This window comes from Micromonospora sp. WMMB482 (genome assembly GCF_019038635.1).
GTDB lineage: Bacteria > Actinomycetota > Actinomycetes > Mycobacteriales > Micromonosporaceae > Micromonospora > Micromonospora marina.
Genome location: NZ_JAHOPD010000020.1, coordinates 3433552 through 3460454, shown reverse-complemented (window position 1 = coordinate 3460454; position 26903 = coordinate 3433552). Strand labels below are relative to the sequence as shown.

The window sequence follows — 26903 nt, the reverse complement described above, 5'->3', positions numbered from 1 at the left end:
AGCTGTCCTACCTGGAGCCTCGCACCCATCGATCACCGGGCCTACCGCAACCGCCCTGAGCTGCAAGATCAGCTTGGAAAAGGCTCAGTACGTCGATGGCCTGCTGGTGGCTGGCCAGGTGGTGCAGGGTCAGCGGCCGGGCACTCAGCGAGTTGGCGAGTTCCGGCGTCGCCAGGATCATCCGGACCAGGTCGGGCCGCTCCGCTAGTTGCCGCACCAACGTCTCGGCCAGCAACTCCTCCCGTCGCGGCGGAGCCTCCCAGCTCTGGTCGAGCATCCGCTGTACGCGCGGATCGGCGAACAACCGGGTGAGGTCGGCGGCGGCGCACTCGTCCAGCCCGGGTACGAGCCGCCGCAGCGTCGGCACGTCGGCGTGCTGCGCCAACTCGACGGGCGTCACGCCGCCGGCGAAGGCGTCGTCGAGGTTCCCGCTCTGCGCGAGCGCGTCGCGCACGTAGAGCCCGGCGGCGATCCGGTCGGCGTGCGCCTGCCGGTGGTCCTGGCGTACCCGGTCGGGCTCCGGCTCCACCGGCGGCGCGTTCCCCGGCAGCGGCCCGTCGCCGCGGCGATAGATGGTGGTGGACTCGCCGAGCAGGTGGACGTGGTTGAAGTCCGGGACGTGGCCGTCGGCGATCGGCGGCGGGGCCGGCGGCCGTGGCGGCGCCGGACGGGGTAGCGGCTCGGGCAGGACGTTGTAGGTGCCGGGCGGGCGGCCGGCGAGCGGCATCGGCCGGCCGTCGGGGCCGAGCACCAGAGCGTCGACGCCTACCACGTTGCTGCGGGCCGGACGGCCGCTGTGGTGGTAGATCGGCCGGTCCGCCACCTCGCCCGTCTGCGGGTCGACGAAGAGGATCGAGCCGTTCTGGTTCAGCGCCACCCACGCGTGCGAGCCGCCGCCCTCGAAGCTGGTGATGAGGAACGCGTAGCTGCCGTGGCCACCCGATGCGAGCTGCGCGTACAGATCCCGGTAACCGCCGTCCACCAACAGCTGCCGGTCCCGGCCGGTGATACCGGGCCGGTCCGGCCGGCAGAGGTCCTGGAACCGGCCGCCGGTCGTCTGCTCGACCCGCAGCGGCCCGTCCGCCTCGCCACCCACCGGCCGGTTCACGTCGCCGTGCAGGTAACCGTCGAACGTACGCGGCGCCGCGACGCGCGGCCGCCCGTGGACCCAGGTCTCGAACAGCGACAGCGTGCAGTCGAGGCAGTTGATCCCCCGGGTGGCGTCGGCCGCCGGTCCGCCGTCGTTCGCGAGGCGGAACCAGCCGCCGCGCCGGGGATCGGCGGTACGCGTCACGCTGCCGTCCGGGTTGCGGGGCATCTGCCGTTCGAGGTCGGTCTGGTGCAGCGCGAGCGGAGGCCGGAGTCCTCCCCGGCGGCCGTAGGGCCGGGATCTGTCGATCGGCTCGGGGTGGCCGTGGCCGGTGAGCGCGGAGTGGTCGGCCGTCTCCACCGCGCCGACGGCCAGGTCTGCCACGTCGTCGTTGATGCGATAGAAGTCGAGGTCGTCCTCGACCATTACCTCGCGCGGCAGACGCTGGCCGGCACGGACCGCCTCCACCTCGTCAACGGCTCGATAGTGCAGGCGCTCTCGCCGCCGCCCCTCCCACACGTGCCGGTCAGCGAGGTCGTGTCGCCCGGCTTGGCGCAGCTCGTGTGCCTGCATGAGGAGCCAGCGCGCCGCCTCGTAATGCTGTTCGGCGAGATCACGTAGCTCCTTGATCTGCGCCTGCCGTCTGTTCTCCTCGTGCAAGGCACGTTGGGACTGCAGATAGCCCTGGTAGCGCCGCCGGTCCAGACCCTCCCGATCGGCCTTCAGCCGCGCGGCGCGCTGCTCGGCGGTCTCACGGGGCCGCGACTGGACATCGAACGGACCAGGGTGGGGCCCCGGGGAGTCGGTGGGATCGCGAAGCGGAGCCAAGGACTCCAGCAGCGGAAAACGGGGATTCGGACCCGGTCGAGGCTCGGGCCCGACGGCCGGCGCTCCCGGATACGGCCCCGGCTGAGGGCTGACCGGTGCGACCGGAGGCGGCCCTGCCTGACCTCCGTTGCTGATGGGGGCGGCGCGATCCGTCGTGGGTGGCGCCGCGACCTGCGGGTGGTCGGCAGACGGTGCAGGCAATGTCGCCGGTGCGGCTGCGACCTGGATCGGGTTGTTCGAGGACGGCGCGGGGTGATTGATCGGCGTCGCTACCGGACCTGCGCCGTTGTGGACTCCGGGCGCGATCGACGGGGACGAGGCGACGGGCGCGTCCGTGATCACCGAGGACAACGTGGGGCTCGTGGTGACCGTCGGACGTGCCCCGTCGTGCGGCACGGCATCGCTGAGCGTCGACGTCGACTCCGGCGCCGGGCGGGGCAGGTCCACGGCGAGCGGGTGCGGGCCGGCGGCTTGGGGCGTGACGTGCGTGGGTGCCACGGGGACAGCACCCGCGATCGTCTCGCCGCTCTGGACGATCGGCTCGGCGACCCGCTGGGCCGGGATCAGCCCGACGGGATCGGCGGCGACCGGCACGTCCAGGCCGACCGGCGAGACCGTCAATCCGCTCAGTTGCCCGTCGAGGCGGCGTTGCAGCGCCGAGTCCGCCTGGTTGGTGGCGGAGCCGGTCGCGCCGGATGCCGCCGCACGCGCCAGATCCTCGAGTGACGGACCCTGGCCGGTCGCCAGACCCGCCGCGGTCTCGGCGAGCGTCTCCCCGGCCATCTCCCGCCCGAACCGCTCGCCGATCTCCGCGAACCGGCCGTTGGCATGCCGGCCCAGCCCAGCGAGCGGCGCGACCGCGCCGCCGGCGAACCCGCCGAGCGCCGACGTGCTCACGTCCCTGAGATCGAGGCCGTCCCGCCGGCCGGTGGAGTTCTGGTACGCCTGCGTGCCGAGGCTGGTGCCCGCCTCCTGACCGGCCTCCAGCAGGCCGCCGATCGCGGCCCGCCGAGCGAGCGAGCGGGCACCGGACCTGGCCACCTCCTTGGCGGCCCGTTCGCCCGCCTCCTTGAGGCCCTGCTTGACCGCCTTGCGGGCGAGCTGGGCCACCAGCCGCTTGAAGATCTGCTGCACCACGACCCGTGTGGCGGTGATCGCGGCAGCCGCCGCCGGGGAGGCGGCGCCCAGCGTGAGCACCGTGGCGACGGCCAGGGCCAGCAACTCGATGACCAGGATGCCCAGCTCGATCCAGGCTTCGAGCTTCGCGCCCTCGATGTCGCAGCCGCAGGAGTCGACCAGGCGTGCCAGCTCGTCGGTGGCCGCGACCAGGACGTGCAGCGGCGCGTCCTCGCCTTCGGCGAGCTTGTGCCAGGCCGTGTCGAATGCGCCGGCGACCAGGCCGACTCCTCCGTACCCGCTCTTGACCTCGCCGGCGGCCGTGATCGCGTCGTCGCGCGGGCGGGCCAGGACGCCCGCCACGCCGTACCACTGGTCGGCCAGGTCCCAGACGGCGCGCTCGTTGCCTTCCGGCCACTCGACGCCGACCACCCAGTCGAGCGCCTCGTAGATCCAGCCGGGCAGGTCCCACGGGCAGAAGTCGAGCGGATGCGGGATCGGGCTGGGCAGGATGCTCACGCGCGGGTCCTCCGGTGGTCAGCGCCGGGGCCGATGGGGGTCGTGCCCTTGCTGCGGGATCTTCCCGAGGTCACGGGCGTTGCTCAGGTCCGTCTCCACGGTGGCCGTGACCGATCGGACGACATCCGACCCGAGCACCTCCAGTGACCGGCCGAGAAGCTCCCACGCGCGCAGCAGCGTCTCGGCGTAGCCCTGGTAGTGCTTGTCGAACGCGGCGCCGATGTCGTCGCGGCCCCAGGGCCGCTGGGCGCTCGCGGCGGCGATCGGCTCGCCCGTCTCCCGCCGGGCCGCGCTCACCGCCCGCCCCGACAGCGCCAGGTCGGCGCCGCCGCGGCGGGCCCGGTCAGGGTCCAGCCAGATCTCTCCCCCGGCCACCTGTCACTCGCCGCGGGCCAGCACGGAGTCGGCCCGGCCGAGCAGCGCGCCGAAGTCATGGGTACGCAGGAACTCGACCGACGGGGAACCCGGCGGCAGATAGCCGGATACCAGTTCGCGAGTGGCGGTGGTCGCCGCGGCGGAGGCGCGCAGCACGGTCTCGGTGATCTTCCGGCTCAACGCCCGGGCGTCCCGGTCATGGAACGCCGCCGGGCTCACCTCGACGCTGATCAGCTCGCCTCGCGCGCCGACGACGGCGGTCACCTGGCCGTCGTCGGAACGTTCGGTGACCCGCAACTCGGCCAGCTTGGTCTGGAGGTCGTCCAGACCGGACCGCAAGCGCTGGTATTGGCCGTACACCTCGTCGAATCGCGCGCGTAGTGCACGGTTCGCATCCCGGTCCGCACTCTCGGCCACCGTCGCTCCCCTTCCGTCACCGTGGGTAGGGCCGACCATACCGGGTGCCACGAAATCCGTGGGGTCCGGTAATTTCAGGTGGTGATCGAGCGACAGCAGGCCGAGCAGATCGCCTCGGTGTGGGCCCGGCGCGACTCCGACCGCCTCGGTTTTCCGTGCACGCCCGAGGTCGAGGAGTTCGACCTGGGCTACGTGGTGCAGTCCACCGTGTCCACCGAGGCGCGGGCGCTACCGGGCGATCTGCCGACCACTGTGATCGACAAGGAGACCGGCGAGGTGTCCACCTGGCCCCGGGTGCCGGCTGCGGCGGTCGAGCGGATGTACCGGCAGCGGCGTCCGGCCGAGCCGCGCGCTCCGCGTACCGTCGATCCGGCCGCGCAGTTGCTGCGTGAGCTGACCCGCCTGCCCACGCCCGGCACGGCGGCGCACCTGGCGCTCGACGGCCGGCAGCACGTCGCGCAGGGCGCGAAGGGCGACATCGAGGTGCGCCACCACCCGCTGGTGCAGTCCTACCTGGACGAGCTGCCCGCAGGCCATCTCGTACGCGGTGGGGAGCGGCACGCCGAGATGATCGTCGTTTCCGACGCGCTGTACGAGCACGACCACCGCCGCGCCGCCGAGGGCTTGCCGCCGCTGTCCATCGAGGATGCGCGTGACCTGCTCGACACCGGCCGGATCGAGGTGTATCGCAGTCGCGAGCCGGGCGACCCACTGGGCGGGCCGGCAGATCTTCCCTGCGACTCATGTGTCCGATTCCTGGTGCGGTTCGCTGTGCTGCCGTGGTCCGACCTGGCCTTCGTCGAGGAATGGCGACCGGAGCCGCGCGAGGTCGTCGAACCCGGGCGTTTCCCGGACGAGGTCGCCCACGCCCTCATCGACGGCGGCTGGCAGATCAGCATGTTCAACGAAGCGCTCGCGATGGGTGCGATGACCGAGACGAAGGAGATCGCGGGACAGCATCACCGGCATGAGCCCTTCCCTGCCGCCGAGGCGGCGCTCACCGCGTTCCCGGCCGTGCTGAGTCGACGGCGCGGGCCCGGGGAGCAGGTCTGGATCAGCCGGTTCACCACGAATCCGCTGCGGGCCGCGCACACCGCCGACTCGCTCGCCGACTTCGCCGCCTTCCTGGGCGCCCGCCTCTTCCCGCTCGGCAGCGAACGGCAGGAGAGCATCCTCGCGGTCGACGAGCACGGCCGGATCTTCGCCCTCGACCAGGCCGGCGAGTGGTTCCTCGGTGCCGACATCGACGCCGCCCTCACCACCCTGTTGCTCGGCCGCGCCCCCGCCCGGGTCCGCGACGACGGCACCTGGTGAGCGTGCGGGCGATCAGAGGGCCACGCCGGTCAGCACCGTGACACGCGGCTCGGTGTAGTCGTCCATGGCGCTGCGCAGCCCTTCGCGCCCGGCCCCGGAGCCCTTCGTACCGCCGTACGGCATCTGGTCGGCCCGGTACGACGGCACGTCCCCGACGATCACGCCACCGACCTCGAGCGTGCGGGCGGCGTCGAACGCCACGTCGAGCCGGTGGGTGAGGACGCCGGCCTGGAGCCCGTACGCGGAGTCGTTGACGGCGGCGAACGCGGCCCTGTCGTTCACGACCGGGGCGACCACCAGCACCGGTCCGAACACCTCCTCGGCGCACACCTTCGCGTCGGCCGGCACGCCGCTGAGCACTGTGGGCGGGTAGGTGGCGCCGTCGCGCCGCCCGCCGGCCTCGATGGTGGCGCCGGCGGCGACCGCCTCGTCCACCCAGGTCTCGACGCGCTGCGCCGCCTCGACCGACACCAGCGGGCCGACGTCGGTCAGCTCGGATCGCGGGTCGCCGGTGCGCAGCGCCTGCACCGCCGCGACGAGCCGGGGCAGGAAACCGTCGTAGAGCCATTCGTGCACGTAGACCCGCTGCACCGCGATGCACGACTGCCCGGCCTGGTAGTTGGAGAACGTGGCGATGCGGTGCGCGGCGAAGGTCAGGTCCTCGTCCGCCGCCCAGTCCTCGCAGATCACCACCGCGGCGTTGCCGCCGAGTTCGAGCGTGACGTGCTTGTCCGGCGCGGCCCGGCGGATGGCCGCGCCGACCGGTCCGGAGCCGGTGAACGACACCACCGGCAGCCTGGGGTCGGTGACCAGTTCGGCGGCGCGCTCGTTCGGCAGCGGCAGCACCGAGAACATGCCCTCGGGCAGGTCGGTCTCGGCCAGGATCTCGCCGAGCAGCAGCGCGGTGAGCGGGGTCGCCGGTGCGGGCTTGACCACGATCGGGGTGCCGACGGCGAGCGCCGGGGCGACCTTGTGGGCGACCAGGTTGAGCGGGAAGTTGAACGGGGTGATGCCGAGCACCGGCCCGCGCGGCACGCGCCGGACCAGGGCGATCCGCCCGGTGGCGGCCGGGTCGGTGTCGAGCCGTTGCAGCTCGCCGGAGAAGCGGCGGGCCTCCTCGGCGGCCCAGCGGAACGTGGAGACCGCGCGCCCCACCTCCGCCTTCGCCCATTTGACCGGCTTGCCGTTCTCGGCGGTGATCAGCGCGGCGACCTCGTCGGCCCGCTCGGCGAGCCGGCGGGAGACGTGGTCCAGGGCGGCCGCGCGGGCGTGCGCGGGCAGGGCCGCGGCCTCCGCGGCCACGCCGGCGGCGCCCGCGACGGCGGCTTCGACCTGGTCGGGCGTGGCGAGCGTGGTACGCCCCACCGGCTGCCCGTCGTACGGGTGGGTGACTGTCAGCTCGTCCTCGCCGTGGGCGGGGCGACCGGCGACGTAGAAGGCTCTTGGCTCCACGACCGGCAGCCTAGACCACAGGCGCCCACGCGGAAACAGTTGCTCAAACCCTTGTCTGCCTCGGATTTAGTAGCCAAGATGGCAGTCAGATTGCGATAACCTCCGCTGACCCTCTCCCCGGCCACCCTCTCGGAGACTTCTGATGAGCGACCAGCAGCAGCTGCGCAACTTCGTCAACGGCGAGTACGTCGATCCGGTGGACGGCGGCTACGCCGACCTGATCGACCCGTGCACCGGCGAGGTCTTCGCCCAGGCCCCGGTCTCCGGCGCGGCGGACGTGGACGCGGCGATGAAGGCCGCCTCCGCCGCGTTCGAGACCTGGCGGGACACCACGCCGGCCGAGCGGCAGCGGGCGCTGCTGAAGTTCGCCGACGCGGTGGAGGCCCGGGCCGCCGAGCTGGTCGACGCGGAGGTGCGCAACACCGGCAAGCCCCGGCAGCTCACCACCGAGGAGGAGCTGCCGCCGGCGGTGGACGAGTTGCGCTTCTTCGCCGGGGCGGCCCGCCTGCTGGAGGGGCGCTCGGCCGGCGAGTACATGGCTGGGCACACCTCGTACGTGCGGCGTGAGCCGATCGGCGTCTGCGCCCAGGTGACCCCGTGGAACTACCCGCTGATGATGGCGGTCTGGAAGATCGCCCCCGCGCTGGCGGCGGGGAACGCGGTGGTGCTGAAGCCGTCGGACACCACGCCGGTGTCGACGCTGCTGCTGGCCGAGATCGCCGCCGAGCACCTGCCCCCGGGTGTGTTCAACGTGGTCTGCGGCGACCGCGACACCGGCCGTACGCTGGTCTCCCACCCGACTCCGCAGCTCGTGTCGATCACCGGCTCGACCCGCGCGGGCATGGAGGTCGCCGCCGCGGCGGCGCCGGACCTGAAGCGGACCCACCTGGAGCTGGGCGGCAAGGCCCCGGTGGTGATCTTCGACGACGCGGATCTGGCGGCGGCGGCCGAGGCGATCGCGACGGGTGGCTACTTCAACGCCGGCCAGGACTGCACGGCGGCGACCCGGGTGCTCACCGGGCCGGGCATCCACGAGGACTTCGTGGCCGCGCTGACCGAGCAGGCCCGCAACACCCGCACCGGCGCGCCGGACGACGCCGACGTGCTCTACGGCCCGCTGAACAACGCCAACCAGCTCGCCCGGGTGAGCGGCTTCGTGGACCGCCTGCCGGACCACGCGGACGTCACCACCGGCGGTGCCCGGGTCGGCGAACGCGGCTTCTTCTACGCCCCGACCGTGGTCTCCGGCGTACGCCAGACCGACGAGATCATCCAGGACGAGGTGTTCGGGCCGGTCATCACCGTGCAGCGCTTCTCCGACGAGGACGAGGCGGTGCGCTGGGCCAACGGTGTGGACTACGGCCTGTCCGCGTCGGTGTGGACGCGCGACCACGGCCGGGCCATGCGGATGACCCGTCGGCTGGACTTCGGGTGCGTCTGGGTGAACACGCACATCCCGTTCGTCTCGGAGATGCCGCACGGCGGTTTCAAGCACTCCGGCCACGGCAAGGACCTGTCGGTCTACAGCCTGGAGGACTACACCCGGGTCAAGCACGTCATGCACAACATCGAGGGCTGATCGGCGATGGCGACCAGCGAGGAGTTGCACAAGCGCCGGGTCGGGGCGGTGGCGCGGGGCGTGGGCAGCACGATTCCCGCGTACGTGGACCGGGCGGGCGGCGGCACGATCACCGACGTGGACGGGCGGGAGTGGATCGACTTCGCCGCCGGCATCGCCGCCACCAACGTGGGCAACTCCGCGCCGCGGGTGGTCGAGGCGGTACGCGCGCAGGTCGAACGGTTCACCCACACCTGCTTCATAGTCGCGCCGTACGAGTCGTACGTGGCGGTCTGCGAGCAGCTCAACGCGCTGACCCCGGGTGGTTTCGAGAAGCGCTCGGCGTTGTTCAACTCCGGCGCCGAGGCGGTGGAGAACGCGGTGAAGATCGCCCGGCACGCCACCGGGCGGCCCGCTGTGGTGGTGTTCGACCACGCGTACCACGGCCGGACCAACCTGACCATGGCGCTGACCGCGAAGAACATGCCGTACAAGCACCGGTTCGGGCCGTTCGCCGGTGAGGTCTACCGGGTGCCGATGTCGTACCCGCTGCGCGACGGCGGGCTGGACGGGGCCACCGCGGCGGCCCGGTCGATCGAGATGATCGAGAAGCAGGTGGGCGCGGAGAACGTTGCCGCGCTGCTGATCGAGCCGATCCAGGGCGAGGGCGGTTTCGTCGTACCCGCTGAGGGTTTCCTGCCGGCGCTGCGCGAGTGGGCGACGGCGGCCGGGGTGGTGTTCGTCGCCGACGAGATCCAGACCGGTTTCTGCCGCACCGGTGACTGGTTCGCCTGCGAGCACGAGGGCGTGCAGCCGGACCTGGTGACGCTGGCGAAGGGCATCGCGGGCGGGCTGCCGCTGGCGGCGGTGACCGGCCGGGCGGAGCTGATGGACGCGGTGCACGTCGGCGGCCTCGGCGGCACGTACGGCGGCAACCCGATCGCCTGCGCCGCCGCGCTCGCGGCGATGGAGACGATGCGGGAGCTGGACCTGGCCGCCGCCGCGCGCCGGATCGGTGCCGTGGTGGGCGAGCGGCTGCGCGCGATCGCCGCCGGTGACCCGCGGGTGGCCGAGGTACGCGGCCGGGGCGCGATGCTCGCAGTGGAGATCGTGCAACCGGGCACGCTGACGCCGGATCCGGCCGCCACGGCGGCGATCTCGGCGGCCTGCCACGCGGCCGGGCTGCTCACGCTGACCTGCGGTACCTACGGCAACGTGCTGCGGTTCCTGCCTCCGCTCGTCATCTCCGACGACGATCTGGGCCGGGGCCTGCACATCCTGGCGGCCGCCTTCGGCTGACCCCGGACGTGGAACACCATGGGCCCGATCTCCCCCAGGACCGGCCCATGGTGTTCCACCCGGGAGGTCAGCGGATCAGCTCGACGGTGTTGCGCCGGACCAGGTTCTTGCCGGGCTCGCGGATCGCGTCCATGGCCGCCGTGTTCAGCAGCACGCAACTGCCCGACGGCCCGGTGACAGTCACCGTCACGGTCTTGCTGTTGTCCAGGTTCGTCACCCGCAGCCGGGTGCCGGGCGGGAACTGGCCGCTGGTGGCGGCCGGCGCCCCGCCCTCGGCGAAGAACGTGATCGCACCGGAGCAGACGCCGCCGCCGATCGGCTGTGCCGCGCCCGGCCGGGTCTCGCCCGGCTGCGCACCTGGTGTGGGCGCGGCAACGCCGTCGAGGCGTTCCACCACGTTGCGGCGGATGACGTTCTTGCCCGGCTCGCGTACCAGGTCCATGGCGGCGGCGTTGAGCAGCACGCAGCTCCCGGACGGCCCGGTCACCGTCACCGTGGCCACCTTGCGGTTGTCCAGGTTCGTCACCCGCAACCGGGTGCCCACCGGGAACCGGTCGCTGGTCGCGGCCGGTGGCCCGCCCTCGGCCGAGAAGGTCACCGACCCGGCGCAGGCCGACCGCGCGGCCGGCGCGGTGTCCGCGAAACCGAGTCCGGTGCCCACCGAGACCGCCACCGTGGCGGTCACCGCCACCGTGGCCGCCAGCACGTGCTTACGCTGCACCCTCACGTTCTCTCCCGTCGTCGCTGTCGTTCGACGCGTGGTACGGACGGGAGGGCCGGACCGTTCACCCGGCTTCCTGGACCACAACGGACCGTAGCGGGTGTGTGGCGCTGCGGAAAGGTCGCCACCATCTGCCGCCGCGCCTTGGCGATCAGCAGTGAGCTGGGTCACCATGGGCGCGAGGAGGTCGCCGATGGCTGACCCGTGGCTCGCCCTGGAGTTCGGCGCGGATCCGGCGGAGCGGATCGCGCAGGTCGGCGCCGCCCACGAGGCGTTCCTCACCGCCGGCACCACCTCCGGGCGGGTCCGCGAGGTGGTGGCCCGGTCCTGGGAGCGGTCCGCGCTGCTCGACCCGGAGGCCACCGCACCGGTCGACCTCGTCGACAACGCGCTGGAGACCTACCGCGCCGCACACCCGCTGGCCCGGGTGATGCCGCTGTTCCGCGATCTGCTCGGCGGCATCGCGCAGGACGGCGCGCACCTGATGGCGGTCTGCGACGCCGCCGGGCGGCTGCTCTGGGTGGAGGGCCACCCCGGGGTGCTGCGGCACGCCGAGCGGATGAACTTCGTGCCGGGCGCCCGCTGGGACGAGGCGCACGCCGGCACGAACGCCCCCGGCACGGCCCTCGCCGTCGACCACGGCGTGCAGATCTTCGCCACCGAGCACTTCGTCCGGCCGGTGCAGCGCTGGACCTGCGCCGCCGCGCCGATCCACGACCCGGCCACCGGCGCGCTGCTCGGTGCCGTCGACATCACCGGCGGGGACCACCTGGCCAACCCGCAGAGCCTGGCCCTGGTCCGGGCCACCGCCCGGGCCGCCGAGGCGTTCCTGGCCGGCGCCGCGCCCGCCGCGCCGGACGGGGCGTACGTGTCGGCGCTCGGCCGCGACGAGGCGGAGCTGCGCGTCGGCGGTCGGCGCGTACGGCTCGGCCGCCGGCACAGCGAGCTGCTGGTGCTGCTGGTCGACCATCCCGAGGGGCGCACCGGGGAACAGCTCGGCCTCGACCTGTACGGCGACGACAGGCGGCATCCGGTCACGCTGCGCGCCGAGCTGTCCCGGCTGCGCCGTGTGCTCGGCGAAGAACTGCTCGACTCCCGCCCGTACCGGCTGCGGCCGGCCGTGCGCGCCGACTTCCGTACCGTCACCGAACTGCTGGAACGTGGCGATCCCGCGGCGGCGCTGCGCGCGTACCCCGGGCCCCTGCTGCCCCTGTCGGACGCGCCGGGAGTCGCGCGACTGCGCCGCCTGGTCGACGGCCAGTTGCGCGCCGCCGTGCTGGCCGGCAACGACCCGGGGCTGCTCGCGGCCTGGACCGCGACGGCCGCCGGGTCCGACGACCTGGCCGCCTGGCAGGCCCTGGCCCGCTCGCTGCCGCCGGGCGCGCCCCGCCGGCCGCTCGCTGTCGCGCGGGCCCGCCAGCTCGCCGAGGAGTACGCGCTGCCGCGCGCAACGTTCCTGCAACGTCCCGGAAACTAGCCTGCCCGCCATCCACCCCAGACGGACGGCGGAGGTACCCATGACGCGCTACGACGCCCCCACCCACTGGCAGTCCCGCTACGACCACTACATCGGCGGCGAGTACGTGAAGCCGCACGGTGGCAGGTACTTCGAGAACCCGACCCCGGTGACCGGGCAGACCTTCTGCGAGGTGGCCCGGGGCACCGGCGAGGACGTGGAGAAGGCGCTCGACGCGGCGCACGGCGCGGCCGACGCCTGGGGCCGCACCTCGGTGGCCGAGCGGTCGCTGATCCTCAACCGGATCGCCGACCGCATGCAGGACAACCTGGCGTCCCTCGCGATCGCCGAGACATGGGAGAACGGCAAGCCGGTACGCGAGACGCTCGCCGCCGACATCCCGCTCGCGATCGACCACTTCCGCTACTTCGCCGGGGCGATCCGGGCGCAGGAGGGCTCGCTCGGCGAACTCGACGACGACACCGTCGCCTACCACTTCCACGAGCCGCTGGGCGTGGTCGGGCAGATCATCCCGTGGAACTTCCCGATCCTCATGGCGGTGTGGAAACTCGCCCCGGCGCTGGCCGCCGGCAACGCGGTGGTGCTCAAGCCGGCCGAGCAGACGCCCGCCTCGATCCACTACCTGCTCTCGCTGATCGGCGACCTGCTGCCGCCGGGCGTGCTGAACGTGGTGAACGGCTTCGGCGTCGAGGCGGGCAAGCCGCTGGCGTCCTCGTCACGCGTGGCGAAGGTGGCGTTCACCGGCGAGACCACCACCGGGCGGCTGATCATGCAGTACGCCAGCGAGAACATCAAGCCGGTCACGCTGGAGCTGGGCGGGAAGAGCCCGAACATCTTCTTCGACGACGTCAGCGCCGCCTCCGACGACTTCCGGGACAAGGCGCTGGAAGGCTTCACCATGTTCGCGCTCAACCAGGGCGAGGTGTGCACCTGCCCGTCCCGGGCGCTCATCCAGCAGGGCCACTACGCCGACTTCCTGGCCGCCGCCGTGGACCGGACCCGGCAGATCACGCAGGGGCACCCGCTGGACACCGACACGACGGTCGGCGCGCAGGCGTCCAACGACCAGCTCGAAAAGATCCTGTCCTACCTGGACATCGGGCGGCAGGAGGGCGCTCGTGTCCTCACCGGCGGTGAGCGGGCCGACCTGGGCGGCGAGCTGTCCGGCGGCTACTACGTCCAGCCGACCATCTTCGAGGGCGACAACTCGATGCGGATCTTCCAGGAGGAGATCTTCGGCCCGGTGGTGTCGGTGACGTCCTTCGCCGACCTGGACGACGCCGTGAAGATCGCCAACGACACGCTGTACGGGCTCGGCGCGGGCGTGTGGACCCGGGATCTGAACACCGCGTACCGGGCCGGGCGGGCCATCCAGGCGGGCCGGGTATGGACGAACTGCTACCACGCGTACCCGGCGCACGCCGCGTTCGGCGGCTACAAGCAGTCCGGCATCGGCCGGGAGAACCACAAGATGATGCTGGAGCACTACCAGCAGACCAAGAACCTGCTGGTCAGCTACTCGCCGAAGAAGCTGGGCTTCTTCTGATGGGCGAGCCGGTGACAGTGACCCCCGCGGCGGCCGACCTGATCCGGTCGCTGCGGGGGCAGCACGGCCCGCTGATGTTCCACCAGTCCGGCGGCTGCTGCGACGGCAGCGCGCCGATGTGCTACCCGGCCGGTGAGTTCCGCACCGGCGGCTCGGACGTGCTGCTCGCCTCGCTCGCCGTCGACGGGGTGCCCGAGCCGGTGGAGTTCTGGATGTCGAAGGCCCAGTGGGAGCTGTGGCAGCACACCCGGCTCACCGTCGACGTGGTGCCCGGCCGGGGCAGCGGCTTCTCCCTGGAGGCCCCGGAGGGCGTCCGCTTCCTCATCCGCTCCCACCTGAACCGCTGATCTGTCCGAGATCTTGCAGCTCGCGGGTATCGCGGCGGTGGGATGCTGACGCCGTCCACTTCGGAATCAGCGTCCCGCCACCGCCCGACAGGAGACCGCGCATGTACCCGGTCCGACAACCAGTGCTCGCCGCCGGCCTCACCGCCCTGGCCACCGCCGCCACGCTCGGGCTCGCGCCGGGCGCCGCCGTCGCCGCCCCGGCTGCTTCCCCCAGCATCTCCGTCAACTGGTTCGGCACGGCCGGCGTGCGCGCGCACACCGCCACCGTCGGCGGCCGGTTCGACTGTGGCGCCGAGCGCGGCCTCGCGTACATCGAGGTGCACCTGGAGCAGCGGGTACGGCGCGGCACGGTCACCGGTTTCGGGTTCGGCGTGATCGGCGCGTGCACCGACGAACGCACCGCCGGCACCTGGACCGCCACGATCCCCGCCGACCAGGGCGCGTTCCGCGGTGGTCCCGCCACGGCGATCGCGCGCCTGGTGGTCGAGCCCAACTCCCTCACCGAAACCACCGAGCCCGTGCGCCTGCGCCCCCGCTGCACCCACCCCTGACCGCGTCGGCGGCCTCCGGTCAGGCGATCTGCCGGAGGTCGTCGCCGTAGTCGAAGATGATCCGTAGCCGGGCGCCGAGGGCGTTGGCATAGCGGCTCAACGTGGCCACCTCGTTGACGTCGAGGTCGCCGTTCTCGATCTGGCTGACCCGGCCGGGCGTGACCCCCATGATCTCGGCGACCTGCCGCTGGGTGAGCCCCAGCCGCTTGCGCTCCTCGGCCAGGTGGAACGCGCTCACCCAGGCGTCGGTCCGGGCGCGCTCCGCCTCGTACGCCTCGTCGTCACCGCCGAGTTCGGCGCGGACCTCGTCCCAGTGATAGAAATCCGTCACGACTCCCCCCTTCGCTCGCGCTCGCTGTCGAGCCAAGCCTTGTAGGCAACCTCCGCCGCCGGGATGTGCTGCCGGTACCAGCGGGTCCAGTTGCCCGCCTTGTTGCCGGCGACCAGGAGGACCGCCTGCGACCAGGGATCGAAGACGAACAGCACCCGGATAGCCACGTCCCGGCCGGAGCGGGGCCGCAGCTCCTTCAGATTACGGAGGCTGCTTCCACGCAGCGTGTCCACGAGCGGGCGACCCAGCCCTGGCCCGACCTCGGCCAGTTTGTCCACCGCCACCCGGACGCTCTCGTACGACGCCGGGTCGTGGTCCCGCAGGTCGCGCAGCCAGTGCCGGACCTCTCCGGTCACCCGGACCGACCAGCGCTTCCCGTCCGCACCCATGCCCCGACTATAGCCCGAGCTAAACATGCCGGGCTACCGGTCAGCGGTCGTCCAGGAGGGGCTGGGTGGGGTTCCATGGGGTTCCGGTTGTTGCGTCGTGGCGGCGGCGGGCTATCGCGGACAGCGCCTCCAGCACCACGCGGTTGCCGAGGAACGCGGTGATGTCGGCGTGGTCGTAGGGCGGGGCGACCTCGACCACGTCCAGCCCGACCACCGGCAGTTCGTAACACACCCGCCGGACCGCGTCGAGCAGCTGCCGGGAGGTGAACCCGCCCGGCTCGGGCGTGCCGGTGCCGGGTGCCATGCCGGGGTCGACCACGTCCACGTCGACGGAGAGGAACACGCCCTCGCACTCGTCGGTCGCGATGCCGAACGCCTCGGTCAGGCAGGTGTCCAGCCCGCGCGCCACGATCTCGGTCATCTCGTACGAGCGCATCCGCTGCCCGGCCATCCACGCCAGCGTGTCCGGGCCGGGCCAGTACCCGCGCAGCCCGATCTGGAGGAAGCGGTCGCCGCGTACCGCACCGGATTCGATGAGCCGCCGCATCGGCTGGCCGTGGCCGTGCAGCGAGCCGAACTCGACGTCGCCGGTGTCGGCGTGCGCGTCGAAGTGCACAAGCGACACCCGGCCGAGCCCATGGTGCCGGGCCACCCCTGTCGCGTCGGGCAGCGCGATGGAGTGGTCGCCGCCGAGCACCACCGGGATCGCCCCGGCCGACGCGACCGCGTGCACGGCGGTCTCCAGCGCGGCCAGTGAGCGCTCGATGTCGCCGCCGAACATCTCCACGTCCCCGGCGTCGTAGACGCACAGGTCCTTCAGCCCGTCCACGCGCAGCGCCAGCGAGGGGCGGGATCCGTCGTGCGGCAGGTAGCAGGCCTGCCGGATGGCGGACGGCCCGAACCGGGTGCCCGGCCGGTGCGAGGTGCCGCCGTCGAACGGGGCCCCGATGATCACGACGTCCGCGTCGGCGTACGTGACCGGTTCCTCGACGGTGCACGGCGGCACGCCGAGGAACGTGATGTCGGGACCGTACATCGGGCCGTACCGGGTCATCGTTCCTCCATCCCCCACGGCGAACCGTAGTCGGTGAGCAGGTCCAGGAAGGGGGCCGGCGGGAACGCCTCCGGGCCGAGCACGCCCGTGCCGGACCAGGCGCCGGTGGCGACCAGTTCCAGCGCGACGACCGGGTTCACTGCGGTCTGCCAGACCACCGCCTGGTGGCCGTACTCGGCCATCGACCACTCGTTGTCCACCACGTGATAGAGGTAGACCCGGCGCGGGCGGCCGTCCGGCCCGGTGCCGGTGACGTACGTGCCGGCGCACGTCCTGCCGCTCATCCGGTCACCGAGCGTGGCCGGGTCGGGCAGGGCGGCGGCCACCAGGTCGCGCGGCGATACGTCGACCCCGCGCACCCGCACCGGCTGGGTCGAGTCCAGCCCGAGCTTGTGCAGCGTGCGGAGCACCTCGATGAACTCGGCACCGAGGCCGTACTTGAAGGTGACCCGCTTCGCCGGCACCCACCGCGGGATGAGCAGCACCTCCTCGTGCTCGACGTTGACGCACTCGACCGGGCCGATCCCGGCCGGGAAGTCGAACACCTCCGGTTCGCTGAACGGTTCGGTGGTGAACCAGCCGCGCCCGGCCTCCCAGATCACCGGCGGGTTGAGGCACTCCTCGATGGTGGTCCAGATGGAGAACGAGGGCGCGAACTCGTACCCGGCGACTGTCAGGTTCGCGCCGTCGCGTACCCCGATCTCGTCGATCTCGGCGAAGAGTTCGTCGGCGGCGTAGCGGGCGAAGACGTCGGACAGGCCCGGTTCGACGCCGATGCCGCAGAGCGCCAGCCGCCCGGCGGCGGCCCACCGCTCCGCGACGGCGAACTGCTCGTCGCCGAGCTTGACGCCGGTCTCCGCGTAGGGGTGCTCGGGGTGCGGCCGGGACAGCGACATCGCCATGTCGAGGTAGTCGGCCCCGGCGGCGAACGCGCCGTCGAAGATCGGCATGACGAAGCGCGGGTCGACCGCGTTCAGCACGTGCGTGATCCGGTGTTTCCGGCACAGCGCGGCGACCGCGTCGGCGGAGGAGGCGTCCACGGTGGCGGCGACGAACCGGTCGCCGTGCCCGGCGACGGCTCGCGCCGCACGCGCCGGGTCGTGGTCGGCGACCACCATGGTCTCGAAGAAGGAACGGCGGGCGGCGATGGATACGGCGGCGGAGCCGACGCCACCGGCGCCGACGAGGAGGATACGCATCAGGAGTCGAACCCCAGTCCAAGACGGTCGAGAGTACGGAGCCAGAGGTTGCGCCGCCCGTCGCGCGCGTCGGCGCGGGCGAGCGACCAGCGGGTGAGGTTGATGCCCACGGACCGGGCCGGTTCCGGCGGGAACGGCAGCGGCTTGCGGCGCACCAGGTCGAGCCGGGTGAGCGGGGTGTCCGCGCCGGAGAGCAGGTCGAGCGTCACGCGGGCCCCGAACCGGGTCGCGCCGACGCCGAGCCCGGTGAACCCGGCGGCGTACGCCAGGCGCCCGTCGTACGCGGTGCCGAAGAACGCGCAGAACCGGGTGCAGGTGTCGATGACGCCACCCCAGCGGTGACTGAAGCGCACATCGGCGAGCTGCGGGAACGTGGAGAAGAAGTGCGACGCCAGCGTGGTGAAGGTGGCCTCGCGCTGCTCCAGCGCTGGTGTCACCCGGTTGCCGTAGTGGTAGATCGCGTCGTAGCCGCCGAACAGGATCCGGTTGTCGGCGGTGAGCCGGTAGTAGTGGAACTGGTTGCCGGTGTCGGCGAGCCCCTGCCGGTGCCGCCAGCCGATCGCGTCGCGTTGCGCCCCGGTCAGCGGCTCGGTCATCAGCGCGTAGTCGTAGACCGGCACCAGCCAGGAGCGCAGCCGGCGCAGCAGCGGCGGGAACGCGTTCGTGGCCAGCACCACCTGCCGCGCCCGTACCGCGCCGGGCGCCGCGTCCGCGCCGCCCGCCGTGGTGGCGCGCAGCCCGGCTCCGTCGCGGGCCAGGCCGGTGACGCGGGTGTGCTCGTGCACGCGTACGCCCAGGTCGAGCGCGGCCCGGCGCAGCCCCCAGGCGAGCTTCGCCGGGTCGAGCAGGGCCACCCGGTCGGCGTCCCACATCCCACCCAGGTACGTCGGCGACGCCACCTCGGCGCGTACCTCGTCGCGGTCGAGCAGCCGCACGTCGTGGCCGTACCGGCGGGCCAGTTCGGCGTCGGCGGCGAGCCCGTCGAGCTGGTACGGCTCGACCGCGACCGCCAGTTCGCCGGTGCGCTCGAAGTCGCAGTCGATGTCGTACTTCGCCACGGTGGCGGCGATGGCGTCCAGGTTCTCCCGGCCCAGCCGTTCCAGCTCGCCGATCTCGCCGGGGAACCGCTCGACGCCGTTGGCGAGCCCGTGGGTCAGCGACGCAGCGCAGAACCCGCCGTTGCGCCCGGACGCCGCCCAGCCGCACGTGCCCGCGTCGACGAGCAGGACGTCGCGGTCCGGGTCGGCCTCCTTCGCGAGCAGCGCGGTCCACAGCCCGGCGTACCCGCCGCCGACCACGAGCAGGTCGGCGGTGTGCATCCCGGCCAGCGGCGGCAGCGGGTCGGGACGAACCGGGCGGTCCAGCCAGTACGGCACGGGCGCGGCGTCGGCCAGCGCCCGGCCGGTATGCGGGAGTGTCATGGCTTGCCCGACGGTGTGGCGACCACCGCGAGGGCGGCCCGTCGCGCCCGCCGCCCGCGCAGCGAGGTGGCCCCGACCAGCAGCAACGCGATCACGAACATGGCCGTGCCGATGACGTTGACCTGCGGCGGGATGCCCCGCTGCGAGGCACCCCAGACGTACATCGGGAACGTGACAGTGGTGCCGGCGTTGAAGTTCGTGATGATGAAGTCGTCGAAGCTGAGCGAGAACGCCAGCAGCGCGGCGGCCACGATGCCTGGTAGCACGAGCGGCAGCGTGATCCGGCGGAACGTCTGCCACTCGCTGGCGTACAGGTCCATGGCGGCCTCCTCCAGCCGCCGGTCCATGCCGGCGAGCCGGGCCTTCACGGTGACCACGACGAACGACACGCAGAACATGACGTGCGCGATGACGATGGTCCAGAAGCCCTGCGGCACCCCGGCGGCCACGAAGAGGGCGAGCAGCGAGGTGCCCATCACCAGTTCCGGGGTGGCCATCGGCAGGAAGATGAGCCCGTTGAGCCCGGACCGGCCGCGGAAGCTGTGCCGGACCAGCGCGAACGCCATCAGCGTGCCGAGGAGCGTGGAGACGACTGTGGCGATCAGGCCGATCTGCATGCTGCGCACGACCGCGTCGCACATGTCCGCTGTGGCGCAGGGCTGCTTCCAGTTGTCGAGCGTGAACTCGTTGAAGTCGTAGGAGAGCCGGCTGGAGGGCCGGTTGAAGGACAGACCGGCGACCACCATGATCGGCAGCGTCAGGTAGCCGAGGACGAGCAGAGCCACGCCCATCACCCACCGGTCGGCGAGCCAGCGCCTGAGTTTCACAGGACCTCCTCCGTGCCGGCCCGCCGCAGGTAGACGAAGACGATCGCCAGGATCGCGGCCATCAGCAGGAACGACAGCGCCGCGCCCTGCGGGTAGTCCAGCCGGACCAGGAACGCCGAGTCGATGACGTTGCCGATCATGTACTCGTTCGGCGTACCGAGCAGCTCGGCGTTGATGTAGTCCCCCGTGGCCGGGATGAAGAACAGCAGCGTGCCGGCGATCAGGCCGGGCATCGACAGCGGTAGCGTGACCTTGGCGAACGCGCGCAGCGGACTCGCGTACAGGTCGCTCGCCGCCTCCAGCAGCCGGGGGTCGAGCCGCTCCAGGCTCGCGTACAGCGGCAGCACCAGGAACGGCAGGAAGTTGTACGTCAGGCCGAGCACCACGGCGATCGGGGTGGCCAGCAGCCGGCCGTCCGGGCCGAGCAGGTGCACGTCGCGCAGCAGCCCGACCAGCGCGCCGTTGTCCGACAGGATGGTCTTCCAGGCCAGCGTGCGCACCAGGAAGCTGGTGAACATCGGCGCGACCACCGCCACCAGCAGCAGGTTCTTCCACCGGCCGGCCTTCTGGGCGATCGCGTACGCCAGCGGGTAGCCCATCAGCAGCGCGAGCACCAGCGCGATCGCCGAGTAGAGGAAGGACCGGGAGAACTGCGGCCAGTACGCCTGCAACGCGTCCGGGTAGTTGCCGAACGCCCAGGTCATGGCGTACCCGGTGGTGAGCGAGCCGGACGGGTCGTAGAGGCTGGCGGAGGCGAGCTGCACCAGCGGGAGAGCGAAGAAGACGAGCAGCCAGGCCGCGCCGGGAAGCAGCAGCAGGTACGGCAGGAGGCGGCTGCGCCCGCGCCGCACCGGCGGCGGCGCCGGCTTCCCGGCGGAGGCCGGTACCTGGGCCAGCGCGCTCATGCCGCCACTCCGCTTCGCTCCGCGCCGCCATGAGGCACCTCCGCGCCGAGCCAGCCGATTCGCTCGCTGCACTCGCTCATGCCGCCACTCCGCTTCGCTCCGCGCCGCCATGAGGCACCTCCGCGCCGAGCCAGCCGATTCGCTCGCTGCGCTCGCTCATGGCAGCGCACCCACCGGCGGCTCGTCGAGCAGCGGCGCGGTCTGGTCGTCCTCACCGGCGTCCCGGGGCAGCAGGAACGCGTGCCGCGGATCCCAGTGCGCGGTCACCGCCGTACCGACGGCGAGCCGGCCACCCAGCCCGCTGTTCGCCGCGAACGCGGACAGCTCACTGCCCCACGCGGTGCGCACCAGGTACTGGGTGCTCACCCCGACGTAGGAGGTGTCGGTGACGACGCCGCCGACGTGCTGGTGCCCGGCCGGCACCCGGTCCGGGCCGTCGGCCAGGTGCAGCTTCTCCGGACGTACGCCGAGGAAGGCCGGCCCGTCGGTGAGCCGGGCCCGGCCGGCGGGCACGGAGAAGCGCGCGCCGTGCGCCGTGACCAGCACGTCGTCGGCGGCGCGACCGCCGGCTTCGGCGGCGAGCAGGTTGGACTGGCCGAGGAAGTTCGCCACGAACGCGGTGGCCGGGTACTCGTAGATGTCGGCGGGTGCGCCGAGTTGCTCGATCCGCCCGGCGTTCATCACCGCGACCGTGTCGGCCATCGTCATGGCCTCCTCCTGGTCGTGGGTGACGTGCACGAACGTGATGCCCACCTCGGTCTGGATCCGCTTCAGCTCGATCTGCATCTGCCGCCGCAGCTTGAGGTCGAGCGCGCCGAGCGGCTCGTCGAGCAGGAGCACCTGCGGGTGGTTGATGAGCGCCCGGGCCAGCGCGACGCGCTGCTGCTGGCCGCCGGAGAGCTGGGCCGGGCGGCGCCGGCCGTACCCTTCGAGCTGGACCAGCGCGAGCATCCGCTCCACCTGGTCGCCCACCTTGCGGATGCCGCGGCGACGCAGCCCGAACGCCACGTTCTCGTGGATGTCCAGGTGCGGGAAGAGGGCGTAGCTCTGGAAGACGGTGTTGACCGGCCGCTTGTACGGCCGCAGCCCGGCGGTGTCCTGCTCGCCGAGCAGTACCTTCCCGCTGGTGGGCTGTTCCAGCCCGGCGATCATCCGCAGCGTGGTGGTCTTGCCGCAGCCGGATGCGCCGAGCAGGGCGAAGAACGAGCCCTGCGGGACGGTGAGGGTGAGGTCGTCGACGGCGGTGAAGACGCCGAACCGCTTGGTCAGGTCGACCAGTCGCAGGTCACCGGCCGGGGTCTGCTGCCCCTTCACGCGCCGATCACCTGCTGGAACTTGGTCTCGTACTCCTTCTCCTGCGCTTCGTCGAGCGCCATGAAGACCTTTGCCTTCGACAGCATCGCGTCGTCCGGGAAGATCAGCGGGTTGGTGGCCAGATCCGGGTCGATCTTCTCCATCTCGGCCTGCGCGCCCTGCACCGGGCAGATGTAGTTGACGTACGCGGCCAGCTTCGCCGCGACCGCCGGGTCGTAGTAGTGGTTCATCAACGCCTCGGCGTTGGCCTTGTGGGTGGCCTTGTTCGGCACCAGCATGTTGTCCGACCAGAGCATCACGCCGGACTCGGGCACCACGAACTTGATCTTCTCGTCCTCGAAGCCGAGCTGCACCACGTCGCCGGACCAGCCGATGCACGCGGCGATGTCGCCCTTGGCCAGGTCGGGCGCGTAGTCGTTGCCGGTGAACCGCCGGATCTGCTTGCTGTTCACGGCCTTCTTCAGCTTGTTCAGCGCGTCGTCGAACTGGGCGGCGGTGAACTCGGCCGGGTCGTGACCGAGCGACTGGAGCAGCAGGCCGATGGTGTCGCGCATCTCCGACAGCACCGTCACCTTGCCCTTGAGGTCGGGGCGGGTGAGCAGCTCGTCGACGGTGCGGATCTCCTTGGTGACCTTCGCGTTGTAGGCGAGCCCGGCCAGCCCGGACTGCCACGGGACCGCGAGCTGGGTCTCGGCGTCGAAGGAGCGCCCGCGCAGCGACTGCAGCAGGTTCGCCTCGACGTTGGGCATCTTCGACTTGTCCAGCTTCTGCACCCAGCCGAGGCGAATCATCCGGGCGGCCATCCAGTCGGTGAGCACCATGATGTCCCGCCCGGTGCTCTGACACCCGGCGAGCTGGTTACGCACCTTGCCGAAGAACTCGTTGTTGTCGTTGACGTCCTCGGTGTACGTCACCTGGATACCCGAGGCGGCGACGAACGCGTCGAGCGTGGGGCGCTTGGACTCGTCCTTGTCGTCGGTGTCCATGTACTGCGGCCAGTTCGAGAAGGCGACCTTCTTCTCGGTGGCGGACAGATCCTCGCTCTTGCAGCCGGCTTCGGTCTGCTGGGCGCCCTTGGTCCCGCAGCCGGCCAGGGTGCCCGCGGTGGCGAGCAGCGCGGCCGAGCCGACGGTCCCGGTGAGCAGACCGCGCCGGGTGAGGGTCCGGAGGGGACTACGCATGTGACGACTCCTTGGGGGCATCGTCGGCGGCGGGACGGGGGCGGCGCGCCGGCGGGAGGGTCAGTGGCGATGGACGACTGATCCTGACATGAGGAAACCTCTCTCACAAGGGATTCCGTTGCCGGAATAGCCAGTCGCCACGAAATACGCCAGACTGCGCGGGGGACTACGCTCAACACGGAGAATCGGACACGAGGAGCGTCGATGGTCAACCGGCAGCAGGAGAACCCCAACGGCAGCCGCCGGGTCACCGTCCGTGAAGGAGCCAATCACGCTCTGCTCGACGACGTGGCCAAGCAGATCATCGAGCAGCTCCAGGAGGACGGTCGCCGCCCGTACGCGAGCATCGGCAAGGCGGTCGGCCTCTCCGAGGCGGCGGTACGCCAGCGGGTGCAGCGGCTGCTCGACGCGGGCGTCATGCAGATCGTCGCGGTCACCGATCCGCTCCAGCTCGGCTTCCCCCGCCAGGCCATGATCGGGCTGCGCACGGACGGCGACCTGGAACCGGTCGCGGACCGGCTGGCCGAGTTCGAGGAGATCGACTACGTGGTGATCACCGCCGGCTCGTTCGACCTGCTGGCCGAGGTGGTCTGCCGCAACGACGCGCACCTGCTGGAGATCCTGCAGAAGCTGCGCGGTGTACCCGGAGTGCTCTCCACCGAGGCGTTCGTCTACCTGAAGCTGCGCAAGCAGACCTACAGTTGGGGTACCGTCTGATGCGGATTCCGTTGACACGGAAGTGATGCGGCGCTGAATCCGTCGCGTTGAGGCTTGTTCACTTGCCTTATCGGCATCGCCTGTGGGATAACCGTGGGCAGAGCGGCCGGTGTCACCCCTGACCGGCCCGAGACCCGATGGGGCTGACATGGCCAACGCCACCGACCACCTGTGGATGCACTTCACCCGCATGGCGAGCTACCCCGCCGGCGAGGTTCCGACAATCGTCCGGGGCGAGGGCGCGTACGTCTGGGACGCGCAGGGCCGCCGCTACCTGGACGGGCTGGCCGGGCTGTTCGTCGTCAACGCCGGCCACGGCCGCACCGAGCTGGCCGAGGCCGCCGCCAAGCAGGCCGGCGAGCTGGCCTACTTCCCGCTCTGGTCGTACGCCCACCCGAAGGCGGTCGAGCTGGCCGAGAAGATCGCCACGCTCACCCCCGGCGACCTGAACCGGGTCTTCTTCACCACCGGCGGCTCCGAGGCCGTCGAGGCGGCGTGGAAGCTGGCCCGGGCCTACTTCAAGCGCACCGGCAAGCCCACCAAGCACAAGGTGGTCAGCCGGTACATCGCCTACCACGGCACCTCGATGGGCGCGCTGTCGATCACCGGCCTGCCCGGCATCAAGACCGACTTCGAGCCACTGGTGCCGGGCGGCATCAAGGTGCCGAACACCAACTTCTACCGGGCCCCCGAACACGGCGACGACGCCGAGGCGTTCGGCCGCTGGGCCGCCGAGGAGATCGGCCGGGCGATCGAGCGGGAGGGACCGGAGACGGTCGCCGCCGTCTTCCTGGAGCCGGTACAGAACTCCGGCGGCTGCTTCCCGCCGCCGCCCGGCTACTTCGAGCGGGTACGCGAGATCTGCGACGCGTACGACGTGCTGCTGGTCAGCGACGAGGTGATCTGCTCCTGGGGCCGGCTCGGCGAGTACTTCGGCGCGGTGCGGTACGGCTACCAGCCGGACATCATCACCACCGCCAAGGGCATCACCTCCGGCTACGCCCCGCTCGGCGCGATGATCGCCGGCGAGCGGCTGATGGAGCCGTTCCTCACCGAGACCGGCATGTTCGCGCACGGCGTGACGTTCGGCGGCCACCCGGTCTCCTGCGCGGTAGCGCTGGCCAACCTGGAGGTGTTCGCCCGGGAGGATCTGATCGGGCACGTCCGGGCCCACGAGGGCGCGTTCCGGTCCACCCTGGAGAAGCTGCACGACCTGCCGATCGTCGGCGACGTCCGGGGCGACGGCTACTTCTACGGCATCGAGCTGGTCAAGGACAAGACGACCCGGGAGACGTTCGACGAGGCCGAGTCCGAGCGGCTGCTGCGGGGCTTCCTGTCCACCGCCCTGTTCGACGCCGGGCTCTACTGCCGGGCCGACGACCGGGGTGACCCGGTGGTGCAGCTCGCCCCGCCGCTGATCGCCGACCAGCAGCACTTCGACGAGATCGAGCAGATCCTGCGCGCGGTGCTGACCGAGGCGTGGTCGCGGCTCTGACGCCGATGACCGACTACCGGCATCTGTCGTACTGGCTGTCCGGCCTGGACGAACCGCTGACACCGCGACCCGGGTTGCCCGGCGGCACGGACGCCGACGTGGCGATCGTGGGCGCCGGGTACACCGGGCTGTGGACGGCCTGGTACCTGGCCGAGGCCGACCCCACGTTGCGCGTCGTCGTGCTGGAGCGGGAGATCGCCGGGTACGGCGCGTCAGGCAGGAACGGTGGCTGGTGTTCGGCGCTGTTCCCCACCTCGCTGCCGGCGCTGGCCCGGCGGCACGGCCGGGACCGGGCACTGGCCATGCAGCGGGCCATGCACGACACGGTCGGCGAGGTGGGGCGGGTCGCCGCCGCCGAGGGCATCGACTGCGACTGGCGGGCCGGCGGCACCGTGACGCTCGCCCGCGGCGAGGCCCAGCTCCACCGGGCCCGCGCCGAGGTGGCGCAGGCCCACACGCACGGGCTGACCGACGACGACCTGACGCTGCTCGACGCCGGCGAGGCCGCCGCGCGTTGCAACGCCGAGGGGGTACGCGGCGGCACGTACACCCCGCACTGCGCGGCGGTGCACCCGGCGAAGCTGGTCCGGGGCCTGGCCCGGGCGGTCGAGCGCCGGGGCGTACGCATCCACGAGGGCACAGCGGTGACCGCGCTGCGGCCGGGCGCGGCGGTGGCAGCGGCGGGCGTGGTCCGGGCACCGGTGGTGGTCCGCGCGACCGAGGGCTACACGCCGGGGCTGCCCGGCCGGCGGCGTGTGGTGGCGCCGGTCTACTCGCTGATGGTGGCCACCCCGCCGCTGCCGGAGGAGACCTGGGCGCGGATCGGGCTGGCGCAGCGGGAGACGTTCTCCGACTACCGGAACGTCATCGTGTACGGCCAGCGCACGGCCGACGGCCGGCTCGCGTTCGGCGGGCGGGGCGCGCCCTACCACTACGCCTCCCGGGTGCGGCCGGACTTCGACCGGGATCCGCGGGTGTTCGCGGCGCTGCGCCGGGCGCTCGGTGAGCTGTTCCCGGTGCTCGGGCCGGACGTGCCGGTGACGCACGCCTGGGGCGGGCCGCTGGGAGTGGCCCGGGACTGGTCCGCGTCGGTGGGGCTGGACCGGCGCACCGGGCTGGCCTGGGCGGGCGGCTACGTCGGTGACGGCGTCGGCACCAGTAACCTCGCCGGGCGTACGCTCGCCGACCTGATCCGGGGCGTGGAGAGCGACCTGACCGCGTTGCCCTGGGTGGGCCACCGCTCCCCGCGCTGGGAGCCGGAGCCGCTGCGCTGGCTCGCCATGAACACCGGCCTGAAGATCATGTCCTCAGCCGACCGAACCGAGCACAGAACCCATCGCTCGTCCCGCCGAGCCGACCTCTTCAACCGCTTCCTGGGCCACTGACGGCCGGGTTCCCACGTGCACAGGGGTTCATGATCGACACCAGTTCGGGGTGGTGGTGGGGTCCGGGTGGCTTGG

General features: G+C 72.1%; 24 protein-coding genes. 10 read left to right on the top strand and 14 right to left on the bottom strand.

The genetic code is table 11. The annotated features are described in order from the left end of the window. Nucleotides 1-7: 7 nt before the first annotated feature. Genes KSK32_RS17450 through KSK32_RS17440 form a run of 3 tightly spaced genes read right to left on the bottom strand, consistent with a single transcriptional unit; the run spans nucleotide 8 to nucleotide 4345 of the window. Nucleotides 8-3553 carry a toxin glutamine deamidase domain-containing protein gene (locus KSK32_RS17450; RefSeq protein ID WP_289256303.1) on the bottom strand — a complete coding sequence of 1182 codons (3546 nt, stop codon included), beginning with the start codon at nucleotides 3551-3553 and terminating at the stop codon, nucleotides 8-10. Between the two features lie 18 nt (nucleotides 3554-3571). Continuing rightward, the gene (locus tag KSK32_RS17445; protein WP_216932171.1) at nucleotides 3572-3928 is read right to left on the bottom strand and encodes a hypothetical protein; all 357 of its coding nucleotides are present in this window, start codon (nucleotides 3926-3928) and stop codon (nucleotides 3572-3574) included. 3 nt (nucleotides 3929-3931) lie between these two features. Then, nucleotides 3932-4345: a YbaB/EbfC family nucleoid-associated protein gene (locus KSK32_RS17440; RefSeq protein ID WP_216932170.1), complete on the bottom strand. Its 414-nt coding sequence runs from the start codon at nucleotides 4343-4345 to the stop codon at nucleotides 3932-3934. 78 nt (nucleotides 4346-4423) lie between these two features. Here KSK32_RS17440 and KSK32_RS17435 point away from each other — a divergent pair, with 78 nt between their 5' ends. After that, nucleotides 4424-5659: an SUKH-3 domain-containing protein gene (locus tag KSK32_RS17435; protein ID WP_216932169.1), complete on the top strand. Its 1236-nt coding sequence runs from the start codon at nucleotides 4424-4426 to the stop codon at nucleotides 5657-5659. A 12-nt stretch (nucleotides 5660-5671) separates the two neighbouring features. Here KSK32_RS17435 and KSK32_RS17430 read toward each other — a convergent pair whose 3' ends face one another. Further along, nucleotides 5672-7111, bottom strand: coding sequence for an aldehyde dehydrogenase family protein (locus KSK32_RS17430; RefSeq protein ID WP_216932168.1), 1440 nt, complete (start codon nucleotides 7109-7111; stop codon nucleotides 5672-5674). Between the two features lie 142 nt (nucleotides 7112-7253). Between KSK32_RS17430 and KSK32_RS17425 the strand changes: the two genes are divergently transcribed. Further along, nucleotides 7254-8690, top strand: coding sequence for a gamma-aminobutyraldehyde dehydrogenase (locus KSK32_RS17425; protein WP_216932167.1), 1437 nt, complete (start codon nucleotides 7254-7256; stop codon nucleotides 8688-8690). Nucleotides 8691-8696: 6 nt separating this feature from the next. Next, the gene (gene gabT, locus KSK32_RS17420) at nucleotides 8697-9968 is read left to right on the top strand and encodes a 4-aminobutyrate--2-oxoglutarate transaminase (RefSeq protein ID WP_216932166.1); all 1272 of its coding nucleotides are present in this window, start codon (nucleotides 8697-8699) and stop codon (nucleotides 9966-9968) included. A 67-nt stretch (nucleotides 9969-10035) separates the two neighbouring features. Here gabT and KSK32_RS17415 read toward each other — a convergent pair whose 3' ends face one another. Further along, entirely contained in the window at nucleotides 10036-10695 is a 660-nt protein-coding gene (locus KSK32_RS17415; RefSeq protein WP_216932165.1) for a septal ring lytic transglycosylase RlpA family protein, read from the bottom strand. A gap of 187 nt (nucleotides 10696-10882) precedes the next feature. Here KSK32_RS17415 and KSK32_RS17410 point away from each other — a divergent pair, with 187 nt between their 5' ends. The 4 genes from KSK32_RS17410 to KSK32_RS17395 all read left to right on the top strand — a co-directional run bounded on the left by KSK32_RS17410 (nucleotide 10883) and on the right by KSK32_RS17395 (nucleotide 14610). Then, nucleotides 10883-12166: a transcriptional regulator gene (locus KSK32_RS17410; protein ID WP_216932164.1), complete on the top strand. Its 1284-nt coding sequence runs from the start codon at nucleotides 10883-10885 to the stop codon at nucleotides 12164-12166. 40 nt (nucleotides 12167-12206) lie between these two features. Then, nucleotides 12207-13712 (top strand): aldehyde dehydrogenase, encoded by a 1506-nt coding sequence (gene adh, locus KSK32_RS17405; RefSeq protein WP_216932163.1) that lies wholly within the window; start codon nucleotides 12207-12209, stop codon nucleotides 13710-13712. Further along, the gene (locus tag KSK32_RS17400; RefSeq protein ID WP_018787561.1) at nucleotides 13712-14059 is read left to right on the top strand and encodes a DUF779 domain-containing protein; all 348 of its coding nucleotides are present in this window, start codon (nucleotides 13712-13714) and stop codon (nucleotides 14057-14059) included. Before adh ends, KSK32_RS17400 begins: the two co-directional genes overlap by 1 nt. A 101-nt stretch (nucleotides 14060-14160) precedes the next feature. After that, a complete protein-coding gene (locus KSK32_RS17395) occupies nucleotides 14161-14610 on the top strand; it encodes a hypothetical protein (protein ID WP_216932162.1) in 450 nt (149 codons plus the stop codon). Nucleotides 14611-14629: 19 nt separating this feature from the next. Here the strand turns inward: KSK32_RS17395 and KSK32_RS17390 are convergent, their stop codons facing one another. The 9 genes from KSK32_RS17390 to KSK32_RS17350 all read right to left on the bottom strand — a co-directional run bounded on the left by KSK32_RS17390 (nucleotide 14630) and on the right by KSK32_RS17350 (nucleotide 23231). Continuing rightward, nucleotides 14630-14941 (bottom strand): helix-turn-helix domain-containing protein, encoded by a 312-nt coding sequence (locus tag KSK32_RS17390; protein WP_216932161.1) that lies wholly within the window; start codon nucleotides 14939-14941, stop codon nucleotides 14630-14632. After that, nucleotides 14938-15330 carry a type II toxin-antitoxin system RelE/ParE family toxin gene (locus tag KSK32_RS17385; protein ID WP_186461666.1) on the bottom strand — a complete coding sequence of 131 codons (393 nt, stop codon included), beginning with the start codon at nucleotides 15328-15330 and terminating at the stop codon, nucleotides 14938-14940. The genes KSK32_RS17390 and KSK32_RS17385 overlap by 4 nt, the downstream gene beginning before the upstream one ends. A gap of 40 nt (nucleotides 15331-15370) precedes the next feature. Further along, a complete protein-coding gene (gene speB, locus KSK32_RS17380) occupies nucleotides 15371-16384 on the bottom strand; it encodes an agmatinase (RefSeq protein ID WP_216932160.1) in 1014 nt (337 codons plus the stop codon). Further along, a complete protein-coding gene (locus KSK32_RS17375) occupies nucleotides 16381-17583 on the bottom strand; it encodes a saccharopine dehydrogenase family protein (protein WP_216932159.1) in 1203 nt (400 codons plus the stop codon). The genes speB and KSK32_RS17375 overlap by 4 nt, the downstream gene beginning before the upstream one ends. Continuing rightward, the gene (locus KSK32_RS17370; protein WP_216932158.1) at nucleotides 17583-19004 is read right to left on the bottom strand and encodes an FAD-binding oxidoreductase; all 1422 of its coding nucleotides are present in this window, start codon (nucleotides 19002-19004) and stop codon (nucleotides 17583-17585) included. The genes KSK32_RS17375 and KSK32_RS17370 overlap by 1 nt, the downstream gene beginning before the upstream one ends. Further along, on the bottom strand, nucleotides 19001-19831 hold the full coding sequence (locus tag KSK32_RS17365; protein WP_289256301.1) for an ABC transporter permease: 831 nt from the start codon (nucleotides 19829-19831) through the stop codon (nucleotides 19001-19003). The genes KSK32_RS17370 and KSK32_RS17365 overlap by 4 nt, the downstream gene beginning before the upstream one ends. Beyond that, on the bottom strand, nucleotides 19828-20736 hold the full coding sequence (locus tag KSK32_RS17360) for an ABC transporter permease (protein ID WP_216932157.1): 909 nt from the start codon (nucleotides 20734-20736) through the stop codon (nucleotides 19828-19830). Before KSK32_RS17360 ends, KSK32_RS17365 begins: the two co-directional genes overlap by 4 nt. A 156-nt stretch (nucleotides 20737-20892) precedes the next feature. Continuing rightward, the gene (locus KSK32_RS17355) at nucleotides 20893-22050 is read right to left on the bottom strand and encodes an ABC transporter ATP-binding protein (RefSeq protein ID WP_216932156.1); all 1158 of its coding nucleotides are present in this window, start codon (nucleotides 22048-22050) and stop codon (nucleotides 20893-20895) included. Beyond that, nucleotides 22047-23231 (bottom strand): spermidine/putrescine ABC transporter substrate-binding protein, encoded by a 1185-nt coding sequence (locus tag KSK32_RS17350; RefSeq protein ID WP_216932155.1) that lies wholly within the window; start codon nucleotides 23229-23231, stop codon nucleotides 22047-22049. The genes KSK32_RS17355 and KSK32_RS17350 overlap by 4 nt, the downstream gene beginning before the upstream one ends. 204 nt (nucleotides 23232-23435) lie before the next feature. Between KSK32_RS17350 and KSK32_RS17345 the strand changes: the two genes are divergently transcribed. The 3 genes from KSK32_RS17345 to KSK32_RS17335 all read left to right on the top strand — a co-directional run bounded on the left by KSK32_RS17345 (nucleotide 23436) and on the right by KSK32_RS17335 (nucleotide 26828). Further along, complete coding sequence (locus KSK32_RS17345; RefSeq protein ID WP_216932154.1) at nucleotides 23436-23948, top strand: Lrp/AsnC family transcriptional regulator; 513 nt, start codon at nucleotides 23436-23438, stop codon at nucleotides 23946-23948. A 148-nt stretch (nucleotides 23949-24096) separates the two neighbouring features. Continuing rightward, nucleotides 24097-25443, top strand: coding sequence for an aspartate aminotransferase family protein (locus tag KSK32_RS17340; protein WP_216932153.1), 1347 nt, complete (start codon nucleotides 24097-24099; stop codon nucleotides 25441-25443). Between the two features lie 5 nt (nucleotides 25444-25448). Further along, nucleotides 25449-26828 (top strand): FAD-binding oxidoreductase, encoded by a 1380-nt coding sequence (locus KSK32_RS17335; protein WP_216936167.1) that lies wholly within the window; start codon nucleotides 25449-25451, stop codon nucleotides 26826-26828. Nucleotides 26829-26903: the final 75 nt, after the last annotated feature.

Coding starts and splice junctions, on each gene's coding strand:
- speB (WP_216932160.1), bottom strand. CDS start 16,384: ATGACCCGGTACGGCCCGATGTACGGTCCCGACATCACGTTCCTCGGC.
- KSK32_RS17425 (WP_216932167.1), top strand. CDS start 7,254: ATGAGCGACCAGCAGCAGCTGCGCAACTTCGTCAACGGCGAGTACGTC.
- adh (WP_216932163.1), top strand. CDS start 12,207: ATGACGCGCTACGACGCCCCCACCCACTGGCAGTCCCGCTACGACCAC.
- KSK32_RS17400 (WP_018787561.1), top strand. CDS start 13,712: ATGGGCGAGCCGGTGACAGTGACCCCCGCGGCGGCCGACCTGATCCGG.
- gabT (WP_216932166.1), top strand. CDS start 8,697: ATGGCGACCAGCGAGGAGTTGCACAAGCGCCGGGTCGGGGCGGTGGCG.
- KSK32_RS17360 (WP_216932157.1), bottom strand. CDS start 20,736: ATGAGCGCGCTGGCCCAGGTACCGGCCTCCGCCGGGAAGCCGGCGCCG.
- KSK32_RS17335 (WP_216936167.1), top strand. CDS start 25,449: ATGACCGACTACCGGCATCTGTCGTACTGGCTGTCCGGCCTGGACGAA.
- KSK32_RS17410 (WP_216932164.1), top strand. CDS start 10,883: ATGGCTGACCCGTGGCTCGCCCTGGAGTTCGGCGCGGATCCGGCGGAG.
- KSK32_RS17370 (WP_216932158.1), bottom strand. CDS start 19,004: ATGACACTCCCGCATACCGGCCGGGCGCTGGCCGACGCCGCGCCCGTG.
- KSK32_RS17395 (WP_216932162.1), top strand. CDS start 14,161: ATGTACCCGGTCCGACAACCAGTGCTCGCCGCCGGCCTCACCGCCCTG.
- KSK32_RS17340 (WP_216932153.1), top strand. CDS start 24,097: ATGGCCAACGCCACCGACCACCTGTGGATGCACTTCACCCGCATGGCG.
- KSK32_RS17350 (WP_216932155.1), bottom strand. CDS start 23,231: ATGCGTAGTCCCCTCCGGACCCTCACCCGGCGCGGTCTGCTCACCGGG.
- KSK32_RS17385 (WP_186461666.1), bottom strand. CDS start 15,330: ATGGGTGCGGACGGGAAGCGCTGGTCGGTCCGGGTGACCGGAGAGGTC.
- KSK32_RS17375 (WP_216932159.1), bottom strand. CDS start 17,583: ATGCGTATCCTCCTCGTCGGCGCCGGTGGCGTCGGCTCCGCCGCCGTA.
- KSK32_RS17345 (WP_216932154.1), top strand. CDS start 23,436: ATGGTCAACCGGCAGCAGGAGAACCCCAACGGCAGCCGCCGGGTCACC.